Here is a 17,078-nt window from a genome sequence, read left to right on the forward strand (position 1 = left end):
GCTAGCCCGTGCTCACCCCGAACGTGCGCGCCAGGCCCGCCGTGCCCGCCTTCGTCACGTCGATCGCCCGGCGCCGCGTTCCCCGGCGGATCCAGTCCAGCTCGAAGAGGCGGTCGGTGATCGCGGCGCCGAGGGCGCCCGCCAGGTGGTGGCGCTGTTCGGTCCAGTCCACGCAGTAGCGGATCAGGGGGCGGCGGCCGCGGAGCCGGTCGGTGTGCACGCCGAACACGGCCAGCTCGGCCCGCCCCCGGTCGGTCAGCCGGTACGGGGTGTCGTTGCCGGGGGCGGACAGCCGGTCGCGTTGGGCCGTCTCCGGGTGGTGGTGTCCGTCGCCGCCGGTCAGCACGCCGCGCTCCAGCAGGGCGCCCATCAGCGCCACGCCCAGGCCGCCCGCGACATGGTCGTAGCAGGTGCGGGCCCGGCGCAGGGCGTTGGCGTGGGTGGCCGCCCGCAGCGAGGTGACGGGCAGCGGCGGCGCGATCCTGGCCAGCGCCTCGATGGCCTCGCCGACGGCGGGGCCGGTCAGCCGGTAGTAGCGGTGCCGCCCCTGCCGTTCGACGCGTACGACACCGGCTTCCAGCAGCTTCGCCAGATGACCGCTCACCGTGGACGCGCTCACCCCCGCCTCGGTGGCCAGCACGCTCGCGGGCAGCGCCCGCCCCTCCGCCAGCGCCAGCAGGATCCGGGCGCGGGAGGCGTCCGCGAGGGCGGTGGCGGCGCGGGCGATGTCCGCGTCGCGGGCGGGGGAGACAGGGGAGGCGGCCATGCATTCAGCCTAGGACGCGGTCGCTTCGGCGCCCGGCGAAGCGTTGGCGCGTCGAGCGGCGCCGAACACCTCCTCCGCCTCGGCGATCGCCCGCGCCAGCACCTCGGGCTCCGGCCGCAGCCCGGCCATGATCGTGTCGAGGTGGCCCAGGCCCGCCCGCCGCAGGAGCCGCTTTTCGTTGGTGACCCACTCACCGCGTGCCGCCAGCACCGCGTGGGCGGTCTGCAGAGCGGCGGTGGCCAGCGCACCCGCGACCTCGGTGGCCTGGCCGCGCCGGACGTACGCGCCCTCGGCGTACCGAAGCGTCAGGGCGGCCCTCTCGCGCCAGAACGGGGGAGCCGCCGCGCGCAGCGCCTCCGGGTACGCGGGGCGGGGCAGGGCGCCGCGGAGCACCCGGTTGATGGCGAGTTCGGCGACAATCAGATAGCTGGGGATGCCCGCGAGGTGGAAGAGGAGCGGTTCCCAGTGGAAGCGGCCCTGCCGGGCCTCGGCGAGTTCGTGCTCGACGACGTCGAGGTCGCGGTAGTGGACGTCGACGTGGCGGCCGTCGACGGTGAGCCAGGCGCCGCCGTTGAAGACACCGCCGCCCCAGGCCCCGATCCCGAAGACCTCGCCCTCCCAGCCGAGCGCGCGCAGCTCGGCCGGGTCGAAGCCGCCCCGGTAGTAGAGGGCCAGGTCCCAGTCGCTGTCCGGGGTGTGGGTGTGCTGGGCGCGCGAGCCGCCGAGGGTGACGGCGTGCACGCCGGGCAGGGCGGCCAGCCGGTCGGCGGCGTGGTCGAGGAAGGTGTCGTCGTCGGTCATGGGAGTCATGAGGATCCGATCGTGCGCGGTGGATGACGGCCATGCGGGCGCACGGGACGGACGCCGGAGCGGGCGGCTCGGACGGCGTCATGCGGATCGGTGCGCCGGGGCCATCGCTTCATGACACGGACCTTAGCGGACGCGGGACTTGGCGCACGCGGACCTTGGCGGACGCGGACCTTGGCGGACGCGGGTCTTGGCGGACGCGGGTCTTGGCGGCAGGGGCGGTCAGGCCGCCGCGGCGGGGACGACGGGGGTGTCGGAGCCGGGGGTGGCGCCGAAGTCCTGGAGCACCGCGCGGGCGGCGCGGCGGCCGGAGACGAGGGCCCCCTGCACGGTGCTGGCGTCGCGGTGGTCGCCGCATACGTACAGCCCGGACAGCAGCCGCACCGGGCGCCGCAGGTCGTGGGGTGCGGGCATGGCGGGCACCGCGTGCGGGTCGTGGTGGGCGGCCAGCAGCTCCCAGTCGGCGGTGGAGGTGCCGTAGACCGTGGCGAGCTGGGCCCTGGCCTGCCTGTCGAGTTCGGCGGTCGGCAGGCCCGCGGAGGCGCCCAGCACGGTGGAGGTGATCAGCACCCGGCCGGGCGGGGTGCGCGAGGGGTCGACCTCGCTCGCGACCGTGGTGTGCGCGACGGGGCCCTGGCCGCCCGCGGCGAGGATCAGCGCGGGTTCGCGCAGCGGCGGCCGGCCGGCGGTGTGGTGCAGCACGGTGACCGGGTGGAAGGCGGGCAGCCGCAGCCCGGGGAGGAGTTCGGCGGCGTCGTGCGCCCCGGTGGCCACCAGCACCGCGCGGCAGCGGATCTCGCCGTGTCCGGCGGTGGTCACGGTGGTGGTGGCGGCCGAGGTGGCCCGTACGTCGGTGCGCACGGTCCCCGGCGGCAGCGTGGCGGCCAGCAGCTCGGGGATGGTGGAGGCGCCGCCCGCCGGAAGGCACAGCCGGCCGCGGGCGTAGCCGCGCAGCACCAGGTCGGCGCAGCGGCTGGACGTGTTCAGGCCCGGATCGCTCAGCAGCGAGACGAGGAGCGGGCGCAGCACGCCCTCGACGGTACGAGCGGGAAGGCCCCGCCCCGCCAGGGTCTCGTGGACCGGCCGGTCGGGGCGGGCGAGGAGGCGGTCCGCGGGCAGGGCGGCGAGCCTGCCGAGCGCGGCACCGAGTCGGGCCTGATCGAGTCCGCCGCCCAGCGGCGCACGGGCGGCGCTCGCGAGAGCGCGCGCCGTGGTGAGTGCGCCCCTCGTGCTCCGGGGGCCGCGGGGTGCGCCGATCCGCTGCGTACGGCCGTCGCTGTGCACCAGCACCCCCTGGGAGAAGGGGCGCAGGGCGAGGGCGTCGAGTCCCGGGGTGTGCCGCAGCTCGGGGAAGGAGGTGTTCACCAGCTGCCCGGTGCGGTCCAGCCGGAAGCCGTCGACCGTATCGGTCGTCATACGGCCGCCGACCCGGGGCGCGGCCTCCAGGACGGTGACCTCCATCCCCGCGCCGGTCAGCAACTGGGCCGCGGCCAGCCCCGCGAGTCCGGCTCCCACGATGACGACGTCCGTGCGGTGCGCGCTGCTGAACACATGCCCTCCCCGGGATCGGGATGGAGCGGATCGGAACGGTCACGACGGTAGGGGCAAAAACGGTCGATGACAGACGCGCATCGACCGAGCACGGGCGCACAACGGTCGCACGCTGATCGGGTATGGCCTCTCGATGACCTTTCGGGCCCTCTCGGACCTGTCAGCGGGGCCGTCGGCGGTTTCTCAGCGCCGTCCGCCCGCCGCCGCCTTCAGGGCCTCGTCGATATGCGGATAGGTGAACGAGAAGCCGGAGTCCAGCAGCCTGCGGGGGAGGGCCCGCACGCTGCCGAGGATGTCGGTGGACATCTCGCCCAGGGCCATCCGCAGGGCCGGGGCGGGCACATGGAGGCGCGCGGGACGGCGCAGCACCCGGCCCATGGCCTCGGTGATCTCACGGTTGGTCACGGGGGAGGGGCCGGTGAGGTTGACGGGGCCGCTGAGGTCCGCCGTGTCCAGGATGTGGCGCAGCGCGGCGATGTGGTCGTGCAGGGCGATGAAGCTCCAGTACTGCCGGCCGTTGCCCATCCGTCCACCGAGGCCCGCCTTGAACAGCGGGAAGAGGCGCCCCCACGCCCCGCCCTCGGGCGCGATCACCAGACCGCTGCGGATGAACACCGTGCGCACGTCCGCCTCCTGCGCCGCGGCGGTCGCCTCCTCCCAGTCCTGGCACAGGTCGGGGAGGAAACCGTGCCCAGGGGGCGCGCTCTCATCGACCGCGCGCTCCCCCGTGTCCCCGTAGTACCCGACCGCGCTTCCACTGATCAGCACCCGGGGCGGGGTGTCCAGGGAGGCCACGGCCTCCGCGATGGCGGCCGTGCCCAGCACCCGGCTGTCCCGCAGCTCCTTCTTGTACGCCGCCGTCCAGCGGTGCTCGCCGATGCCCGCGCCCGCGAGGTGGACGACGGCCTCACACCCCGTCAGCCCGGCGGTGTCCACCCACTGCCGGTGCGGATCCCACTCGACCTCCGCCTCCTCGCGGGGAGTTCGCCGCACCAGCCGCACCACCTGGTGGCCGTCCCGGCGCAGAGAGTGGACGAGGGCCGTGCCGATGAGCCCGGTGGAACCGGTGACCGCGATGCGCATGGCCCCATCCTGCCCCCGATCTTCCGGGGGATGTCGGACGTCGAGGAGCGCGTGGCAGAGTGGCCGGCATGTCCGAGCCCTCCGCCCCGCCCCAGCCGTCAGCCCTGCCCGCGCCGCTCATCCGGCGCGCCGTGCTCGACGACGAGCACGCGCTGGTCGCCCTGGAGCGCCGTACCTGGTCCACGCTGCACTCCGTACTGCCGGCCCCGGAGCCGCCGTACGACGCGTTCTTCACCCACCGCAACCGCCCGGTGCACGTCACGGTGGCCGAGCTGGAGGGCCGCCCCGTCGGCTATCTGCGGCTCGTCCCGCCGACGCAGCTGGCCAGCAACGCCCACGTCCGCCAGATACAGGGGCTCGCGGTGTCCCCGGAGGCGCGCGGCCGGGGCGTCGCGCGGGCGCTGCTGAACGCGGCGTACGAGGAGGCGCTGCGGCAGGGCGCGAGCCGGATCACCCTGCGGGTGCTCGGCCACAACCTCCCGGCGCGGCGGCTCTACGAGTCGGAGGGCTTCGTGGTCGAGGGCGTCCTGCCGGGGGAGTTCCTGCTGGACGGCGGATACGTGGACGACGTGCTGATGGGCCGCGCCCTCACCGGCTGACCGTCCTCACCGGCCGCCCGCCAGGCTCCGGACCGTCCTCACCCGCCGATCGCCCGGCTCCGGAGACCGGTCAGCCTCGGAAGCGCTCCCAGAGCCGGGGATACCGCTCCGCCAGCACCGCGTCGTCCTCGAAGTCGACCGTCGTGCCGATCGGCTCGTCCGGCCGCGGCGGAAGCGCCAGCTCCGGCAGCACCGCGCCGGTCAGCTGCTCGTACGCCTCGTCCGCCGCGAACCCCAGGTCCTCGCAGTCGCCGTCCACCTGCTCGTCGAAGTCCTCGAGCAGTTCGGCCAGGGCGTCCGGGTCGTGCAGCGCGCCCTCGAAGACGTCCCGGCCCTGGCCGATCAGCCAGTAGCGGAACGCCTCGAAGGCGTCGTCGCTGACGCCGCCCAGCAGCACCCACGCGGCGCCCCACAGATCCCAGCGGTACGCCCGGTTGGCGCGGGCCTCGAAGTGCCGGGCGAAGTCCAGCACGGAGTCCGGGTCGAGCTGTGACAGCTGCTCGACGAGCAGGTCGGACTGCTCCTCGGGGTCGCCCTCGGCGGCCTCCCGAGCGCTGTCGACCAGCCCCCAGAACTCCGTCTCGTCCATCATCACGGGACCAGCATCGGCCCTCGCGCCCACCCCCGCACGCGGAGCGACCCAGATGCGGCTCTCTTGTTATATGCGACAGGAGATGTCGGGTTTCCTTGCGATCGTCGAACGCGTCACTGATGACGGCTCCACGGAGAGGACACGTACGTGAGCACACAGGGCGCACAGGGGCCACTGGCGGGCAAGGTCGCACTCGTCGCGGGCGCGACGCGGGGCGCCGGCCGGGCGATGGCCGTCGAACTGGGCGCGGCGGGCGCCACCGTCTACGCGACGGGGCGCACCACCCGGGACCGGGTCAGCGAGGTCGGGCGGACGACGGAGACCATCGAGGAGACCGCGGAGCTGATCACGGCGGCGGGCGGCACGGGGCACGCGGTGCCGACCGACCATCTGGAGCCGGAGCAGGTCAAGGCGCTCATCGAGCGCGTCGACCGGGAGCAGGGGCGGCTGGACGTGCTGGTCAACGACGTCTGGGGCGGTGAGCATCTGATCACGTTCGGCAAGAAGTCCTGGGAGACCGACCTGGACGGCGGCCTGCGGATGCTCCGGCTCGGCGTCGAGACCCACCTGATCACCAGCTACTACGCGCTGCCGCTGCTGATCCGGAATCCGGGCGGCCTGGTGGTCGAGGTGACCGACGGTAACGAGGAGTTCAACAAGACCTATCGGGAGAACCTCTTCTACGACCTCGCCAAGAACGCCCCCATCCGCACGGCCTTCGGGCTCGCCCAGGAGCTGAAGGAGTTCGACGGCACGGCGGTGTGCGTCTCCCCGGGCTTCCTGCGCTCCGAGCAGATGCTGGATCACTTCGGGGTGGCCGAGGAGAACTGGCGGGACGCGGTGGAGAAGGAGCCGCACTTCGCCATCGCCGAGACCCCGCGCTTCGTCGGGCGGGGGGTCGCCGCGCTCGCCGCCGACCCGGACCGGGCGCGCTGGAACGGGAAGTCCGTCTTCAGCGGGGACCTGGCCAAGGTCTACGGCTTCACCGACCTCGACGGCTCGCGGCCGGACGCCGCCGGGTACTTCCGGGACGTCGTCCTCGGCGGCAAGGAAGGCACCGCAGCCGACTACCGGTGAGCCTCACCGGTAGAGGTCGTTCATCCGCCGCGCCGCCGCCGCGAACCGCTCCCGCAGTTCCGGCGGCGCCAGCACCTCCGCCTCCGGGCCCAGGGCGAGGAGCTGGGCGTACGCGACCTCGGCCGACTCCACGGGCAGGCTCACGGTGATCCGCCCCTCCCCGTCCGGCTCCCCGGCGGACCGTACGGCCTCCTCGACCGCCGTACGGTCCATGACGTGACGCAGGCCGCGGGCGCCCTCCGGGGTGAGGCGCACGGTGATCTCCTCGCGCAGGATCGAGCGCGCGAACTGCGCCGCCCGCTCCTCCCAGAAGGCGGGCAGGTCGAACGTCTCGTCGCGCCGGAAACGGCCCTCGCCGGGCGCGGGCCCGACCGCGGCGAGACGGTCCACCCGGTAGACCCGGAAGTCGCCCTGCGGACCGTCGGCGCGGGCCGCCAGATACCAGACGCCCGCCTTGAGGACGAGCCCGTACGGCTCCAGCTCGCGGTCCACCTCGGTGTCCCGGCGGCGGTAGCGGACGGTGAGCCGCCGGTCGTCCCACACCGCCTCGGCGACGTCCGGCAGCAGCGAGGGCGTCTGCGGCTCCTGCCACCACCCGGGGGCGTCGAGGTGGAAGCGCTGGGCCACCGTGTGGGAGGCGTCGCGCAGCTCGGGCAGGAGCGCGGCGGAGACCTTCAGCCGGGCGGCGGAGGCCGCGTCGGCGAGGCCCATCTCGCGCAGCGCGGAGGGCACCCCGGAGAGGAACAGCGCCTCGGCCTCGGTGCGGCCGAGGCCGGTCAGCCGGGTGCGGTAGCCGCCGATGAGCCGGTAGCCACCGGCCCGGCCGCGGTCCGCGTAGACCGGGACCCCGGCCTCGGAGAGCGCGGCGGCGTCCCGTGTCACCGTGCGCTCCGAAACCTCCAGCTCACGCGCCAGCTCGGCCCCCGTCATCGAGGGCCGAGCCTGGAGCAGAAGCACCATCTTGATCAGTCGCGCGGCACGCACCGCCCCATCATGCCGTGACGGGGCGGCGGTGCGCGCTCAGATGCCGTAGCGCTGGGCGGCCTCCTTGGGGGCCGTGGCCTTGACCGCGCCCTGCTTGGCGAGCCGGGCGAGCGCGGCGACCACGATCGACGGGACGTCCACCCCGAAGTGGCGGCGGGCCGCGTCGCGGGTGTCGGAGAGGCCGAAGCCGTCGGTGCCGAGCGAGTACCAGTCCTGCTCGACCCACTGGCTGATCTGGTCCGGTACCGCCCGCATCCAGTCGCTGACCGCGAGGACCGGGCCCGGTGCGCCTGCCAGGGCACGGGTGACGTACGGGACCCGGTCTTCGCCGTTGAGCTGCGCCGCGTCACAGGACAGGGCGTCGCGGCGCAGCTCGCTCCAGGAGGTGGCGGACCACACGTCGGCGGCCACGCCCCAGTCGTCGGCGAGGAGTTTCTGGGCCTCCAGCACCCAGTGGATGGCGGTGCCGGAGGCGAGGAGCTGGATCCGGGGGGCGTCGGCGGCGGGCGCCTCGGCCTCCTGGAACCGGTAGAGGCCCTTGACGATGCCTTCCTCGATGCCCTCGCGCTGCGGCATCGGCGGCTGCACCTTGGTCTCGTTGTAGACCGTGAGGTAGTAGAAGACGTCCTCGGCCTGCGGGCCGTACATCCGCCGCAGCCCGTCCCGCACGATCACGCCGACCTCGTACGCGAACGCCGGGTCGTAGGCGAGCGCCGCCGGGTTGGTGGAGGCGATCAGGTGCGAGTGGCCGTCCGCGTGCTGCAGGCCCTCACCGGTCATGGTGGTCCGGCCGGCGGTGGCGCCGATCAGGAAGCCGCGGCCGAGCTGGTCGCCGAGCGCCCACATCTGGTCGGCGGTGCGCTGCCAGCCGAACATCGAGTAGAAGATGTAGAAGGGGATCATCGGCTCGCCGTGCGTCGCGTACGACGTGGCGGCGGCGGTGAAGTCGGCCATCGAACCGGCCTCGGTGATCCCCTCGTTGAGGATCTGACCGTTCTCGGCTTCCTTGTAGTACAGGAGCTGATCGCGGTCGACCGGGTCGTAGGTCTGGCCGAGCGGGGAGTAGATCCCGGCGGTCGGGAACAGCGACTCCATGCCGAAGGTACGGGCCTCGTCGGGCACGATCGGCACCCAGCGGCGGCCGGTCTCCTTGTCCCGCATCAGGTCCTTGACCAGGCGCACGAAGGCCATGGTCGTGGCGATCTCCTGGCTGCCGGAGCCCTTGGCCAGGGTCTCGAAGGGCTTCGCCGAGGGCTCGGGCAGGGCCACGGCGTGGACCTTGCGGGCCGGGGCGGGGCCGCCGAGTTCGGCGCGGCGCTCCTGGAGGTAGCGGACCTCGGGGGAGTCCTGGCCGGGGTGGGCGTACGGGACGAGGCTGTCGTCCAGCGCGCTGTCCGGGATGGGCAGTTCCAGGAGGTCGCGCATGGCGCGGAACTCCTTGCCCGTCAGCTTCTTCATCTGGTGGTTCGCGTTGCGCGACTCGAAGCCGGGGCCGAGCGTGTAGCCCTTGACGGTCTGGGCGAGGATGACGGTCGGCGCGCCCTTGTGCTCCACGGCCGCGCGGTAGGCCGCGTACACCTTGCGCGGCTCGTGGCCCGCGCGGGAGGTGTGGAAACACTCGGCCAGCTTGGCGTCGGTCAGCGTCTTCGCCAGCTGGGCGAGGGCCGGGTCGGTGCCGAAGAAGTGCTCGCGGACGTACGCGGCGTCGCGGGTCGCGTACGTCTGGAACTGGCCGTCGGGGACCTCGCGCAGCCGCCGCGCCAGGGCGCCGGAGGTGTCCGCCGCGAACAGCTCGTCCCAGGCGGAGCCCCACAGCGACTTGACGACGTTCCACCCGGCGGCGCGGAACTGGGCCTCCAGCTCCTGGACGATCTTGAAGTTGGCGCGCACCGGGCCGTCGAGGCGCTGCAGGTTGCAGTTGATGACGAACGTGAGGTTGTCCAGGCCCTCGCGCCCGGCGAGGGCGAGTGCGGCGGTCGACTCCGGCTCGTCCATCTCGCCGTCGCCGAGGAAGGCCCATACGTGGGAGTCGGCGGTGTCCTTGATGCCGCGGGCGGCCAGGTAGCGGTTGAAGCGGGCCTGGTAGATCGCGGAGATCGGGCCGAGGCCCATGGAGACGGTGGGGAACTCCCACAGCCAGGGCATCCGGCGCGGATGCGGGTAGGAGGGCAGGCCGTCGCCGCCGGCCTCCCGGCGGAAGTGGTCCAGGTGCGCTTCAGTCAGCCGGCCGTCGAGGAAGGCGCGGGCGTAGATGCCGGGGGAGGCGTGGCCCTGGATGTAGAGCTGGTCGCCGCTGCCGTCGGCCTCCTTGCCGCGGAAGAAGTGCTGGAAGCCCGTCTCGTAGAGCCAGGCGGCGGAGGCGAAGGTGGCGATGTGGCCGCCGAGGCCGTCCGCGCTGCCACGGGTGACCATCGCCGCCGCGTTCCACCGGTTCCAGGCGGTGATCCGGCGCTCCATGGCCTCGTCACCGGGGAACGCGGGCTCCGCGGCGGTCGGGATGGTGTTGACGTAGTCCGACTCCAGCAGCGGCGGCAGCGACAGACCGGCGCCCTCGGCGCGCTCCAGGGTGCGGCGCATCAGGTACGAGGCGCGATGCGGGCCGGCGGCCTGGGTGACGGCCGCGAGCGAGGCGCCCCACTCGGCGGTCTCCTCGGGGTCCCGGTCGGGGAACTGGTCGAGCGCACTCGGCTGCGTGCTAGCGAGATCGGTCATGCGGTCGACTGTAAGTTCTGATCGATGATCGATCAAAGTAGATGAAGGGAAAAACTTGTCCGTAGGCCGAAATTGGCATTCCGTGCCGCGAAATCAGGCACGCGGTGCACAGCCGAGGACATGCGCCTTGACCAGCTCACCCACCCGCGGATCACGCCGCCGGAACGCGTCCACGACGGCCTGGTGCTCCTCCGCGTACGACTGCTGCACGGTGCCCAGCCAGCGGATCGACAGCGTCGTCCAGATCTCGATGCCCAGCGACTCCCAGGTGTGCAGCAGCACGCTGTTGCCCGACGCCCGCACCAGCTCCCGGTGGAAGGCCACGGTGTGCCGCACCTGGGCCTCGCCGTCGGCCCTGCGGTCCGCCTCGTACAGCGCCCGCACCTCGGGCTCCAGCGCCGAGGTGTCCTCGGCCAGCCGGGGCGCCGCCAGCTCGGCGGCGATCTGCTCCAGACCGGCCCGCACCGGATAGATCTCCTCCAGATCGGCCGCGGTCAGATTCCGCACCCGGACGCCCTTGTTCGGGGCCGACTCGATCAGCCGCAGCGTCTCCAGCTCGCGCAGCGCCTCCCGCACGGGCGTCTGGCTCACCTCCAGCTCGGTCGCGATACGCCGCTCCACGATCCGCTCGCCCGGCTTCCACCGCCCGCTGACGATCCCCTCCACGATGTGCTCGCGGATCTGCTCGCGCAGCGAGTGGACGACGGGCGGGATCATAGGGAGCGCTCCTTCGGAACCAGCGGTGAACGGAAGTCATTATCCAGGCAGCGGAAGCATCGCGGTCCGGAGCCGGAAAGACACGGAGCCGGAAGACACGAAAAAGGGCCGCGCCCCGCACGGAAAGCCCGTGCGGGGCGCGGCCGTCTGCCGCAGGGGGCTCAGAGGCCGAGCTCGACCTCGAACTCGCCGGCCTCCAAGATCTCCTTGACCGCGGTCAGGTAGCGGGCCGCGTCGGCACCGTCCACCAGGCGGTGGTCGTAGGAGAGCGCCACGTACGTCATGTCGCGCACCGCGATGGTCTCGCCCAGGTCCGGGTGGTTGATGACCACCGGACGCTTGACGGTCGCGCCGATGCCCAGGATGGCGACCTGGTTCGGGGGCACGATGATCGTGTCGAACAGCGCACCGCGCGAGCCGGTGTTGCTGATCGTGAAGGTGGCACCGGACATGTCGTCCGGGGTGATCTTGTTGGAGCGGACCTTGCCCGCCAGCTCCGCCGTCTTCTTGGCGATGCCCGCGATGTTCAGGTCACCGGCGCCCTTGATGACCGGGGTCATCAGGCCCTTCTCGGCGTCCACCGCGATGCCGACGTTCTCCACGTCGAAGTACGTGATCGTGTCGTCGTCGTTGATCCGGGCGTTGACGGCCGGATGGGCCTTCAGCGCCTGGACGGCGGCCTTCACGAAGAACGGCATCGGCGAGAGCTTGACGCCCTCACGCTGCGCGAACGACTCCTTGGCCTGGGCGCGCAGCCGCATGACCTTGGTGACGTCCACCTCGACCACGCTGGTCAGCTGGGCCTGGCCGTGCAGCGCCTTCATCATGTTGTCGCCGATGACCTTGCGCATCCGCGGCATCTTGATGGTCTGGCCACGCAGCGGGGAGACCTCCTGCTTGGCCTTCGGCGCGGCGGCGGCGGCCGGAGCCGGCGCCTGGGCCTGGGCCGCGGCCTTGGCGGCCTCGGCGGCGGCGACGACATCCTGCTTGCGGATGCGGCCGCCGACGCCGGTGCCCTTGACGGTGCCCAGGTCCACGCCGTGCTCCGCGGCGAGCTTGCGCACCAGCGGGGTCACGTACGCGCCCTCGGCCTCGGGGGAGGCCGGAGCCGGGATGGTCGGGGCCTTGGCGGCCGGGGCCGGGGCGGGCGCCGGAGCGGCCGGGGCCGGCTCCGGAGCGACCGGCTCCGGGGTGGCGGCCTGCGGCGCCGGGGCGCTCGGGGCCTGCGGGGCCGGGGCCTCCTCCTTGGCCGGCTCGGGGGCCGGGGCGGGGGCGGCCGGGGCCTCGGCGGGCGCGGCGGCCGGAGCGGCACCGGCGGCGCCGATCACGGCGAGCTTGGCGCCGACCTCGGCGGTCTCGTCCTCGCCGACCAGGATCTCCAGCAGGGTGCCGGCGGTCGGGGCGGGGATCTCGGTGTCGACCTTGTCGGTGGAGACCTCGAGCAGCGGCTCGTCGGCCTCGACCGACTCGCCGACCTCCTTGAGCCAGCGGGTCACGGTGCCCTCGGTCACCGACTCGCCCAGCGCGGGCAGGACGACGTCGGTGCCCTCGGCACCGCCGGCCGGGGCGGCGGCCGGGGCCGGGGCCTCGGCGGCGGGGGCAGGGGTGGGCTCGGGCTGGGCAGCCGGCTCGGGCTCGGCCGCCGGGGCGGGGGCCTCGGCGGGGGCGCCCTCGCCGTCGTCGATGACGGCCAGCTCGGCGCCGACCTCGACCGTCTCGTCCTCGGCCACCTTGATGGACGTCAGCACACCGGCGCTGGGCGCCGGGATCTCGGTGTCGACCTTGTCGGTCGAGACCTCGAGCAGCGGCTCGTCGGCCTCGACGCGCTCACCTTCGGCCTTGAGCCAGCGGGTGACGGTGCCCTCGGTCACGCTCTCGCCGAGCGCCGGCAGGGTTACGGATACCGCCATGGTGTTCGGTTGCTCCTTAACGATCTGTGCGGAATGGGTCGCGCGCTCGGACTACTAGTCGTGGGAGTGCAGCGGCTTGCCGGCAAGTGCCAGGTGGGCCTCGCCGAGCGCCTCGTTCTGGGTGGGGTGGGCGTGGACGAGCTGCGCGACCTCGGCCGGCAGCGCCTCCCAGTTGTAGATCAGCTGAGCTTCGCCGACCTGCTCACCCATGCGGTCACCGACCATGTGGACGCCGACGACAGCACCGTCGCGGACCTGGACGAGCTTGATCTCGCCCGCGGTCTTCAGGATCTTGCTCTTGCCGTTGCCCGCGAGGTTGTACTTCAGGGCGACGACCTTGTCCGCACCGTACAGCTCCTTGGCCTTGGCCTCGGTGATGCCGACGGAGGCGACCTCGGGGTGGCAGTACGTCACCCGGGGCACGCCGTCGTAGTCGACCGGAACGGGGTTCTGGCCGGCCAGCCGCTCGGCCACCAGCATGCCCTCGGCGAAGCCGACGTGGGCCAGCTGGAGCGTGGGGACCAGGTCGCCGACGGCCGAGATGGTCTCCACGTTGGTCTGCATGTACTCGTCGACCAGGACGTAGCCGCGGTCCATGGCGACCCCGGCCTCCTCGTAGCCCAGGCCCTGCGAGACCGGGCCACGGCCGACGGCCACGAGCAGCACCTCGGCCTCGAACGTCTTGCCGTTCTCCAGCGAGACCTTCACGCCGTCGTCGGTGTACTCGACGCCCGAGAAGCGGGAGCCCAGGGAGAAGTTGATGCCGCGCTTGCGGAAGGCGCGCTCCAGCAGCTTGGAGCTGTTCTCGTCCTCGACCGGGACGAGGTGGGGAAGCGCCTCGACGATGGTGATGTCGGCCCCGAAGGACTTCCACGCGGAGGCGAACTCGACGCCGATGACGCCGCCGCCCAGCACGATCGCGGACTTCGGAACCCGGTCCAGGACCAGCGCGTGGTCCGAGGAGATGACGCGGTTGCCGTCGATCTCCAGGCCCGGCAGGGACTTCGGCACCGAACCGGTGGCGAGCAGGATGTGGCGGCCGGTGTAGCGCTCGCCGTTCACATCGACGGAGGTCGGCGAGGACAGCCGGCCCTCGCCCGTCACATAGGTGACCTTGCGGGACGCGATCAGACCCTGCAGGCCCTTGTACAGGCCCGAGACCACGCCGTCCTTGTACTTGTGCACACCCTCGATGTCGATGCCCTCGAAGGTGGTCTTCACGCCGAATTCCGAGCCCTCACGAGCCTGGTCGGCGAGCTCACCGGCGTGCAGCAGAGCCTTCGTGGGGATGCAGCCGCGGTGCAGACAGGTGCCGCCCAGCTTGTCCTTCTCGATCAGGGCGACGTCCAGACCCAGCTGCGCCGCGCGCAGGGCAGCGGCGTAACCGCCGCTACCGCCTCCGAGGATCACTAGGTCGAAAACGGTGCTGGCGTCGTTCGCCACGTCACGTCCTCCATGCATGGGTGCGCCGGGCCGACCGTGGGTGGCCGGGCGGCGGCGATTGTTCGGCCGCTTCTTGCTCGCAGCCCTGGTGTGGGGGCCCTGTCCTGCCGGGACAACATCTTCGCACTTGTTGACGGAAGGCGGGACGCGGGGCCGCTGTGTGAGATATCTCCGGCCCCCGGATCTGGTGGGATCGGGGGTTACCCGGCGGTACCCGGTAAGGGGGTCTGCCGCTCAGCCTAGATCCCCGTCGGCGGTGCGCTCCGCCAGCCGCACCAGGGTGCGGACCGCCGAGCCCGTGCCGCCCTTGGGGGTGTAGCCGAACGGGCCGCCGTCGTTGAAGGCGGGACCCGCGATGTCCAGGTGACCCCAGGCGATGCCGTCCTCGACGAACTCCTTCAGGAAGATACCGGCCACCAGACCGCCACCCATGCGCTCGCCCATGTTCGCCAGGTCGGCGACCGGGGACTCGATGCTCTTGCGAAGGTCGGCCGGGAGCGGCATCGGCCACGACGCCTCGCCCACCTCGTCCGCGATCTCGTGCAGCGTGGTGCGGAACGCCTCGTCGTTCGACATGATCCCGAACGTGCGGTTGCCCAGCGCCAGCACCATCGCACCGGTCAGCGTCGCCACGTCCACGATCGCGTCCGGCTTCTCCTCGCACGCGCGGGTGAGCGCGTCGGCGAGCACGAGCCGGCCCTCGGCGTCCGTGTTCAGCACCTCGACCGTCTTGCCGCTGTACATCGACAGCACATCGCCGGGGCGGGTCGCCGAACCCGACGGCATGTTCTCGGCCAGCGCCAGCCAGCCGGTGACGTTGACCCGCAGCCCCAGCTTGGCCGCCGTCACCACCGCGGCGAACACCGCGGCCGCGCCGCTCATGTCGCACTTCATGGTCTCGTTGTGACCGGCCGGCTTCAGCGAGATGCCGCCCGAGTCGTACGTGATGCCCTTGCCGACCAGCGCGAGCGTCTTCTCCGCCTTGGGGTGGGTGTACGCGATCCGCACCAGCCGCGGCGGGGCCTCCGAGCCCTGGCCCACGCCCAGGATGCCGCCGTAGCCGCCCTTCGCGAGAGCCTTCTCGTCCAGCACCTCCGTCTTCAGCCCGTGCTCCTTGGCCGCGGTCACGGCGGCCGCCGCGAACGAGGCCGGGTCGAGCACGTTGGACGGGGTGTTGATCAGGTCGCGGGCCCGGTTGACCTCGGCGATCAGCGCTGTGGCCCGCTCGGCCGCCGCCTTGTACGCCTTGTCGCGCGGCTTGGCGCCGAGCAGGGCCACCTCGGCGAGCGGACCGTTGTTCTTCTTGTCCTCGTCGCCCTTGTTCTTGCCGCCCTTGGCGTCCTTGCCGCTCTTGGCGCCGTTGCCGTTGCTGTTGCTCTTGTCGTACGCGTACGCGCCGAGCAGCGCGCCCTCGGCGACCGCGGCCGCGGCCGCCGCGTCCTCGACCGGCAGCGCGAACGCGCCCTTCTTCGACCCCGCGAGCGCCCGGGCGGCCGAGCCCGCCGCGCGGCGCAGCGCCTCGGCGTCGAAGCCGTCGCCCTTCGCCGGAGCCTCGCCCAGGCCGACCGCCAGCACGACCGGGGCCTTGAGCCCGGACGCGGCGGGCAGCTTGGTCACCTCACCCTCGGCTCCGGTCGCGCCGAGGGTCTCCAGAACGGTGGCGAGCTTCCCGCCGAACGCCTTGTCCACGGCCTCGGCGCCCGGGGCGATGACGGGGCCCTTGGGCCCCTTCGCGACGCCGACGACGATGGCATCCGCGCGCAGCGTCGCGGCGGAGGAGGTGCTGAGAGTCAGTGCAGTCACAGTGGTCGGATCCCTCTTCCGATAGGTCCGGCCGACGTCGGGTGTGGTCAGCCGTGCGCCCAGCTTATTCCGAGGCGCGGCGCGCCTTCTGGGCCCATCAGCCGAAGGTCAGGACCAGCAGCGCCGCCGTGCCCGCGGTTTCGGCGAGGGCGCCGAAGACGTCACCCGTCACACCGTCGAAACGGCGCACACAGTGGCGCGACAGCAGATCCGCGGCCGCGAGCCCGGCCAGTGCCGCCAGCCCGTGCCTCGGCATGGCGTACACATCGACCAGCGCGCCCGCCGCCGCGCAAGCGACGACGGCCAGCGCGGCCGCGCCGACGGCCGCCCGTGACGGCACCACCCCCGCCACCGCGGCGCCCAGCCCCTCCGGCCGGGCCGCGGGCATCCCCTGACGGGCCGCGAGCGTCAGGGCGCACCGGGCGACGAGCCCCGACGCGGCGGCGGCCACCGCGCCGCGCGTCCAGCTCTGCCCGTACAGCTCGGCCAGCGCCGCCACCTGCGCGAGCAGCACGAACAGCAGGGTGATGACGCCGAACGGGCCGATGTCCGACCGCTTCATGATCCGCAACGCCTCGTCCGCGGGCTTGCCACTGCCGAGCCCGTCGGCGGTGTCCGCGAGCCCGTCGAGATGCAGGCCGCGGGTCAGTACGGCGGGTACGGCGACGGTGGCGACCGCCGCGAGCAGCGGCCCGGCACCCAGGAACAGCAGCACACCGCCCACCGCGGCCGCGCACAGCCCGACCGTCAGCCCGACTGGCAGGGCGCACAGCATGCCGACGCGCGCCGCCTCGCGATCCCAGCGCGCCACCCGTACGGGCAGCGCCGTGAGCGTGCCGAAGGCGAAGCGGAGGCCGTCGTCGAGGGAGGCGCGCGGCGGGTGCGCGGGACGCGGCGGTATCTCCGCACCGGGGTCCGGCGGGATGTCCGCGCCGGGGTGCGGCGGTATCTCCGGGTCCGGTTCCGGCGGCTGCTCCGGGTCCGGGTCCGGCTGGCGGTCGGGGGACTGCTCCGGCGTGGTGTCCATCGCGCCG

The 17,078-nt window shown here is 73.1% G+C and carries 14 protein-coding genes; 2 read left to right on the forward strand and 12 right to left on the reverse strand.

Annotated features, from left to right (window positions below; genetic code table 11):
- Position 1: 1 nt before the first annotated feature.
- The 4 genes from ACFZCY_RS07235 to ACFZCY_RS07250 form a co-directional block, all read right to left on the reverse strand.
- The gene (locus ACFZCY_RS07235) at positions 2 to 766 is read right to left on the reverse strand and encodes a metalloregulator ArsR/SmtB family transcription factor (protein ID WP_391170025.1); all 765 of its coding nucleotides are present in this window, start codon (positions 764 to 766) and stop codon (positions 2 to 4) included.
- Between the two features lie 9 nt (positions 767 to 775).
- Positions 776 to 1,576, reverse strand: coding sequence for a nucleotidyltransferase domain-containing protein (locus tag ACFZCY_RS07240; protein ID WP_391170026.1), 801 nt, complete (start codon positions 1,574 to 1,576; stop codon positions 776 to 778).
- 219 nt (positions 1,577 to 1,795) lie between these two features.
- Positions 1,796 to 3,124, reverse strand: coding sequence for an FAD-dependent oxidoreductase (locus ACFZCY_RS07245; protein ID WP_391170027.1), 1,329 nt, complete (start codon positions 3,122 to 3,124; stop codon positions 1,796 to 1,798).
- 183 nt (positions 3,125 to 3,307) lie between these two features.
- On the reverse strand, positions 3,308 to 4,207 hold the full coding sequence (locus ACFZCY_RS07250; RefSeq protein ID WP_391170028.1) for a TIGR01777 family oxidoreductase: 900 nt from the start codon (positions 4,205 to 4,207) through the stop codon (positions 3,308 to 3,310).
- Between the two features lie 68 nt (positions 4,208 to 4,275).
- On the opposite strand from ACFZCY_RS07250, the gene ACFZCY_RS07255 reads away from it, so the two are divergent.
- Positions 4,276 to 4,806, forward strand: coding sequence for a GNAT family N-acetyltransferase (locus tag ACFZCY_RS07255; RefSeq protein ID WP_391170029.1), 531 nt, complete (start codon positions 4,276 to 4,278; stop codon positions 4,804 to 4,806).
- 70 nt (positions 4,807 to 4,876) lie between these two features.
- Here the strand turns inward: ACFZCY_RS07255 and ACFZCY_RS07260 are convergent, their stop codons facing one another.
- Positions 4,877 to 5,395 (reverse strand): DUF4240 domain-containing protein, encoded by a 519-nt coding sequence (locus ACFZCY_RS07260; RefSeq protein ID WP_391170416.1) that lies wholly within the window; start codon positions 5,393 to 5,395, stop codon positions 4,877 to 4,879.
- 150 nt (positions 5,396 to 5,545) lie between these two features.
- Here ACFZCY_RS07260 and ACFZCY_RS07265 point away from each other — a divergent pair, with 150 nt between their 5' ends.
- On the forward strand, positions 5,546 to 6,475 hold the full coding sequence (locus ACFZCY_RS07265; RefSeq protein WP_391170030.1) for an SDR family oxidoreductase: 930 nt from the start codon (positions 5,546 to 5,548) through the stop codon (positions 6,473 to 6,475).
- Between the two features lie 3 nt (positions 6,476 to 6,478).
- Here the strand turns inward: ACFZCY_RS07265 and ACFZCY_RS07270 are convergent, their stop codons facing one another.
- The 7 genes from ACFZCY_RS07270 to ACFZCY_RS07300 all read right to left on the reverse strand — a co-directional run bounded on the left by ACFZCY_RS07270 (position 6,479) and on the right by ACFZCY_RS07300 (position 17,071).
- Positions 6,479 to 7,459: a WYL domain-containing protein gene (locus tag ACFZCY_RS07270; protein WP_391170031.1), complete on the reverse strand. Its 981-nt coding sequence runs from the start codon at positions 7,457 to 7,459 to the stop codon at positions 6,479 to 6,481.
- A 36-nt stretch (positions 7,460 to 7,495) separates the two neighbouring features.
- Positions 7,496 to 10,171 (reverse strand): pyruvate dehydrogenase (acetyl-transferring), homodimeric type, encoded by a 2,676-nt coding sequence (aceE, locus tag ACFZCY_RS07275; RefSeq protein ID WP_391170032.1) that lies wholly within the window; start codon positions 10,169 to 10,171, stop codon positions 7,496 to 7,498.
- A 93-nt stretch (positions 10,172 to 10,264) separates the two neighbouring features.
- Positions 10,265 to 10,888 (reverse strand): GntR family transcriptional regulator, encoded by a 624-nt coding sequence (locus ACFZCY_RS07280; RefSeq protein ID WP_055551003.1) that lies wholly within the window; start codon positions 10,886 to 10,888, stop codon positions 10,265 to 10,267.
- A 161-nt stretch (positions 10,889 to 11,049) separates the two neighbouring features.
- Entirely contained in the window at positions 11,050 to 12,798 is a 1,749-nt protein-coding gene (sucB, locus tag ACFZCY_RS07285) for a 2-oxoglutarate dehydrogenase, E2 component, dihydrolipoamide succinyltransferase (RefSeq protein ID WP_391170033.1), read from the reverse strand.
- Between the two features lie 54 nt (positions 12,799 to 12,852).
- Positions 12,853 to 14,241 carry a dihydrolipoyl dehydrogenase gene (lpdA, locus tag ACFZCY_RS07290; protein ID WP_391170034.1) on the reverse strand — a complete coding sequence of 463 codons (1,389 nt, stop codon included), beginning with the start codon at positions 14,239 to 14,241 and terminating at the stop codon, positions 12,853 to 12,855.
- A gap of 234 nt (positions 14,242 to 14,475) precedes the next feature.
- Positions 14,476 to 16,044: a leucyl aminopeptidase gene (locus tag ACFZCY_RS07295; RefSeq protein WP_391170035.1), complete on the reverse strand. Its 1,569-nt coding sequence runs from the start codon at positions 16,042 to 16,044 to the stop codon at positions 14,476 to 14,478.
- Between the two features lie 97 nt (positions 16,045 to 16,141).
- Positions 16,142 to 17,071, reverse strand: a complete 930-nt coding sequence (locus ACFZCY_RS07300) for an adenosylcobinamide-GDP ribazoletransferase (protein ID WP_391170036.1) — start codon at positions 17,069 to 17,071, stop codon at positions 16,142 to 16,144.
- Between the last annotated feature and the right edge of the window lie 7 nt (positions 17,072 to 17,078).

Origin of the sequence: Streptomyces sp. NPDC007983 (genome assembly GCF_042958345.1) — a bacterium.
GTDB lineage: Bacteria > Actinomycetota > Actinomycetes > Streptomycetales > Streptomycetaceae > Streptomyces.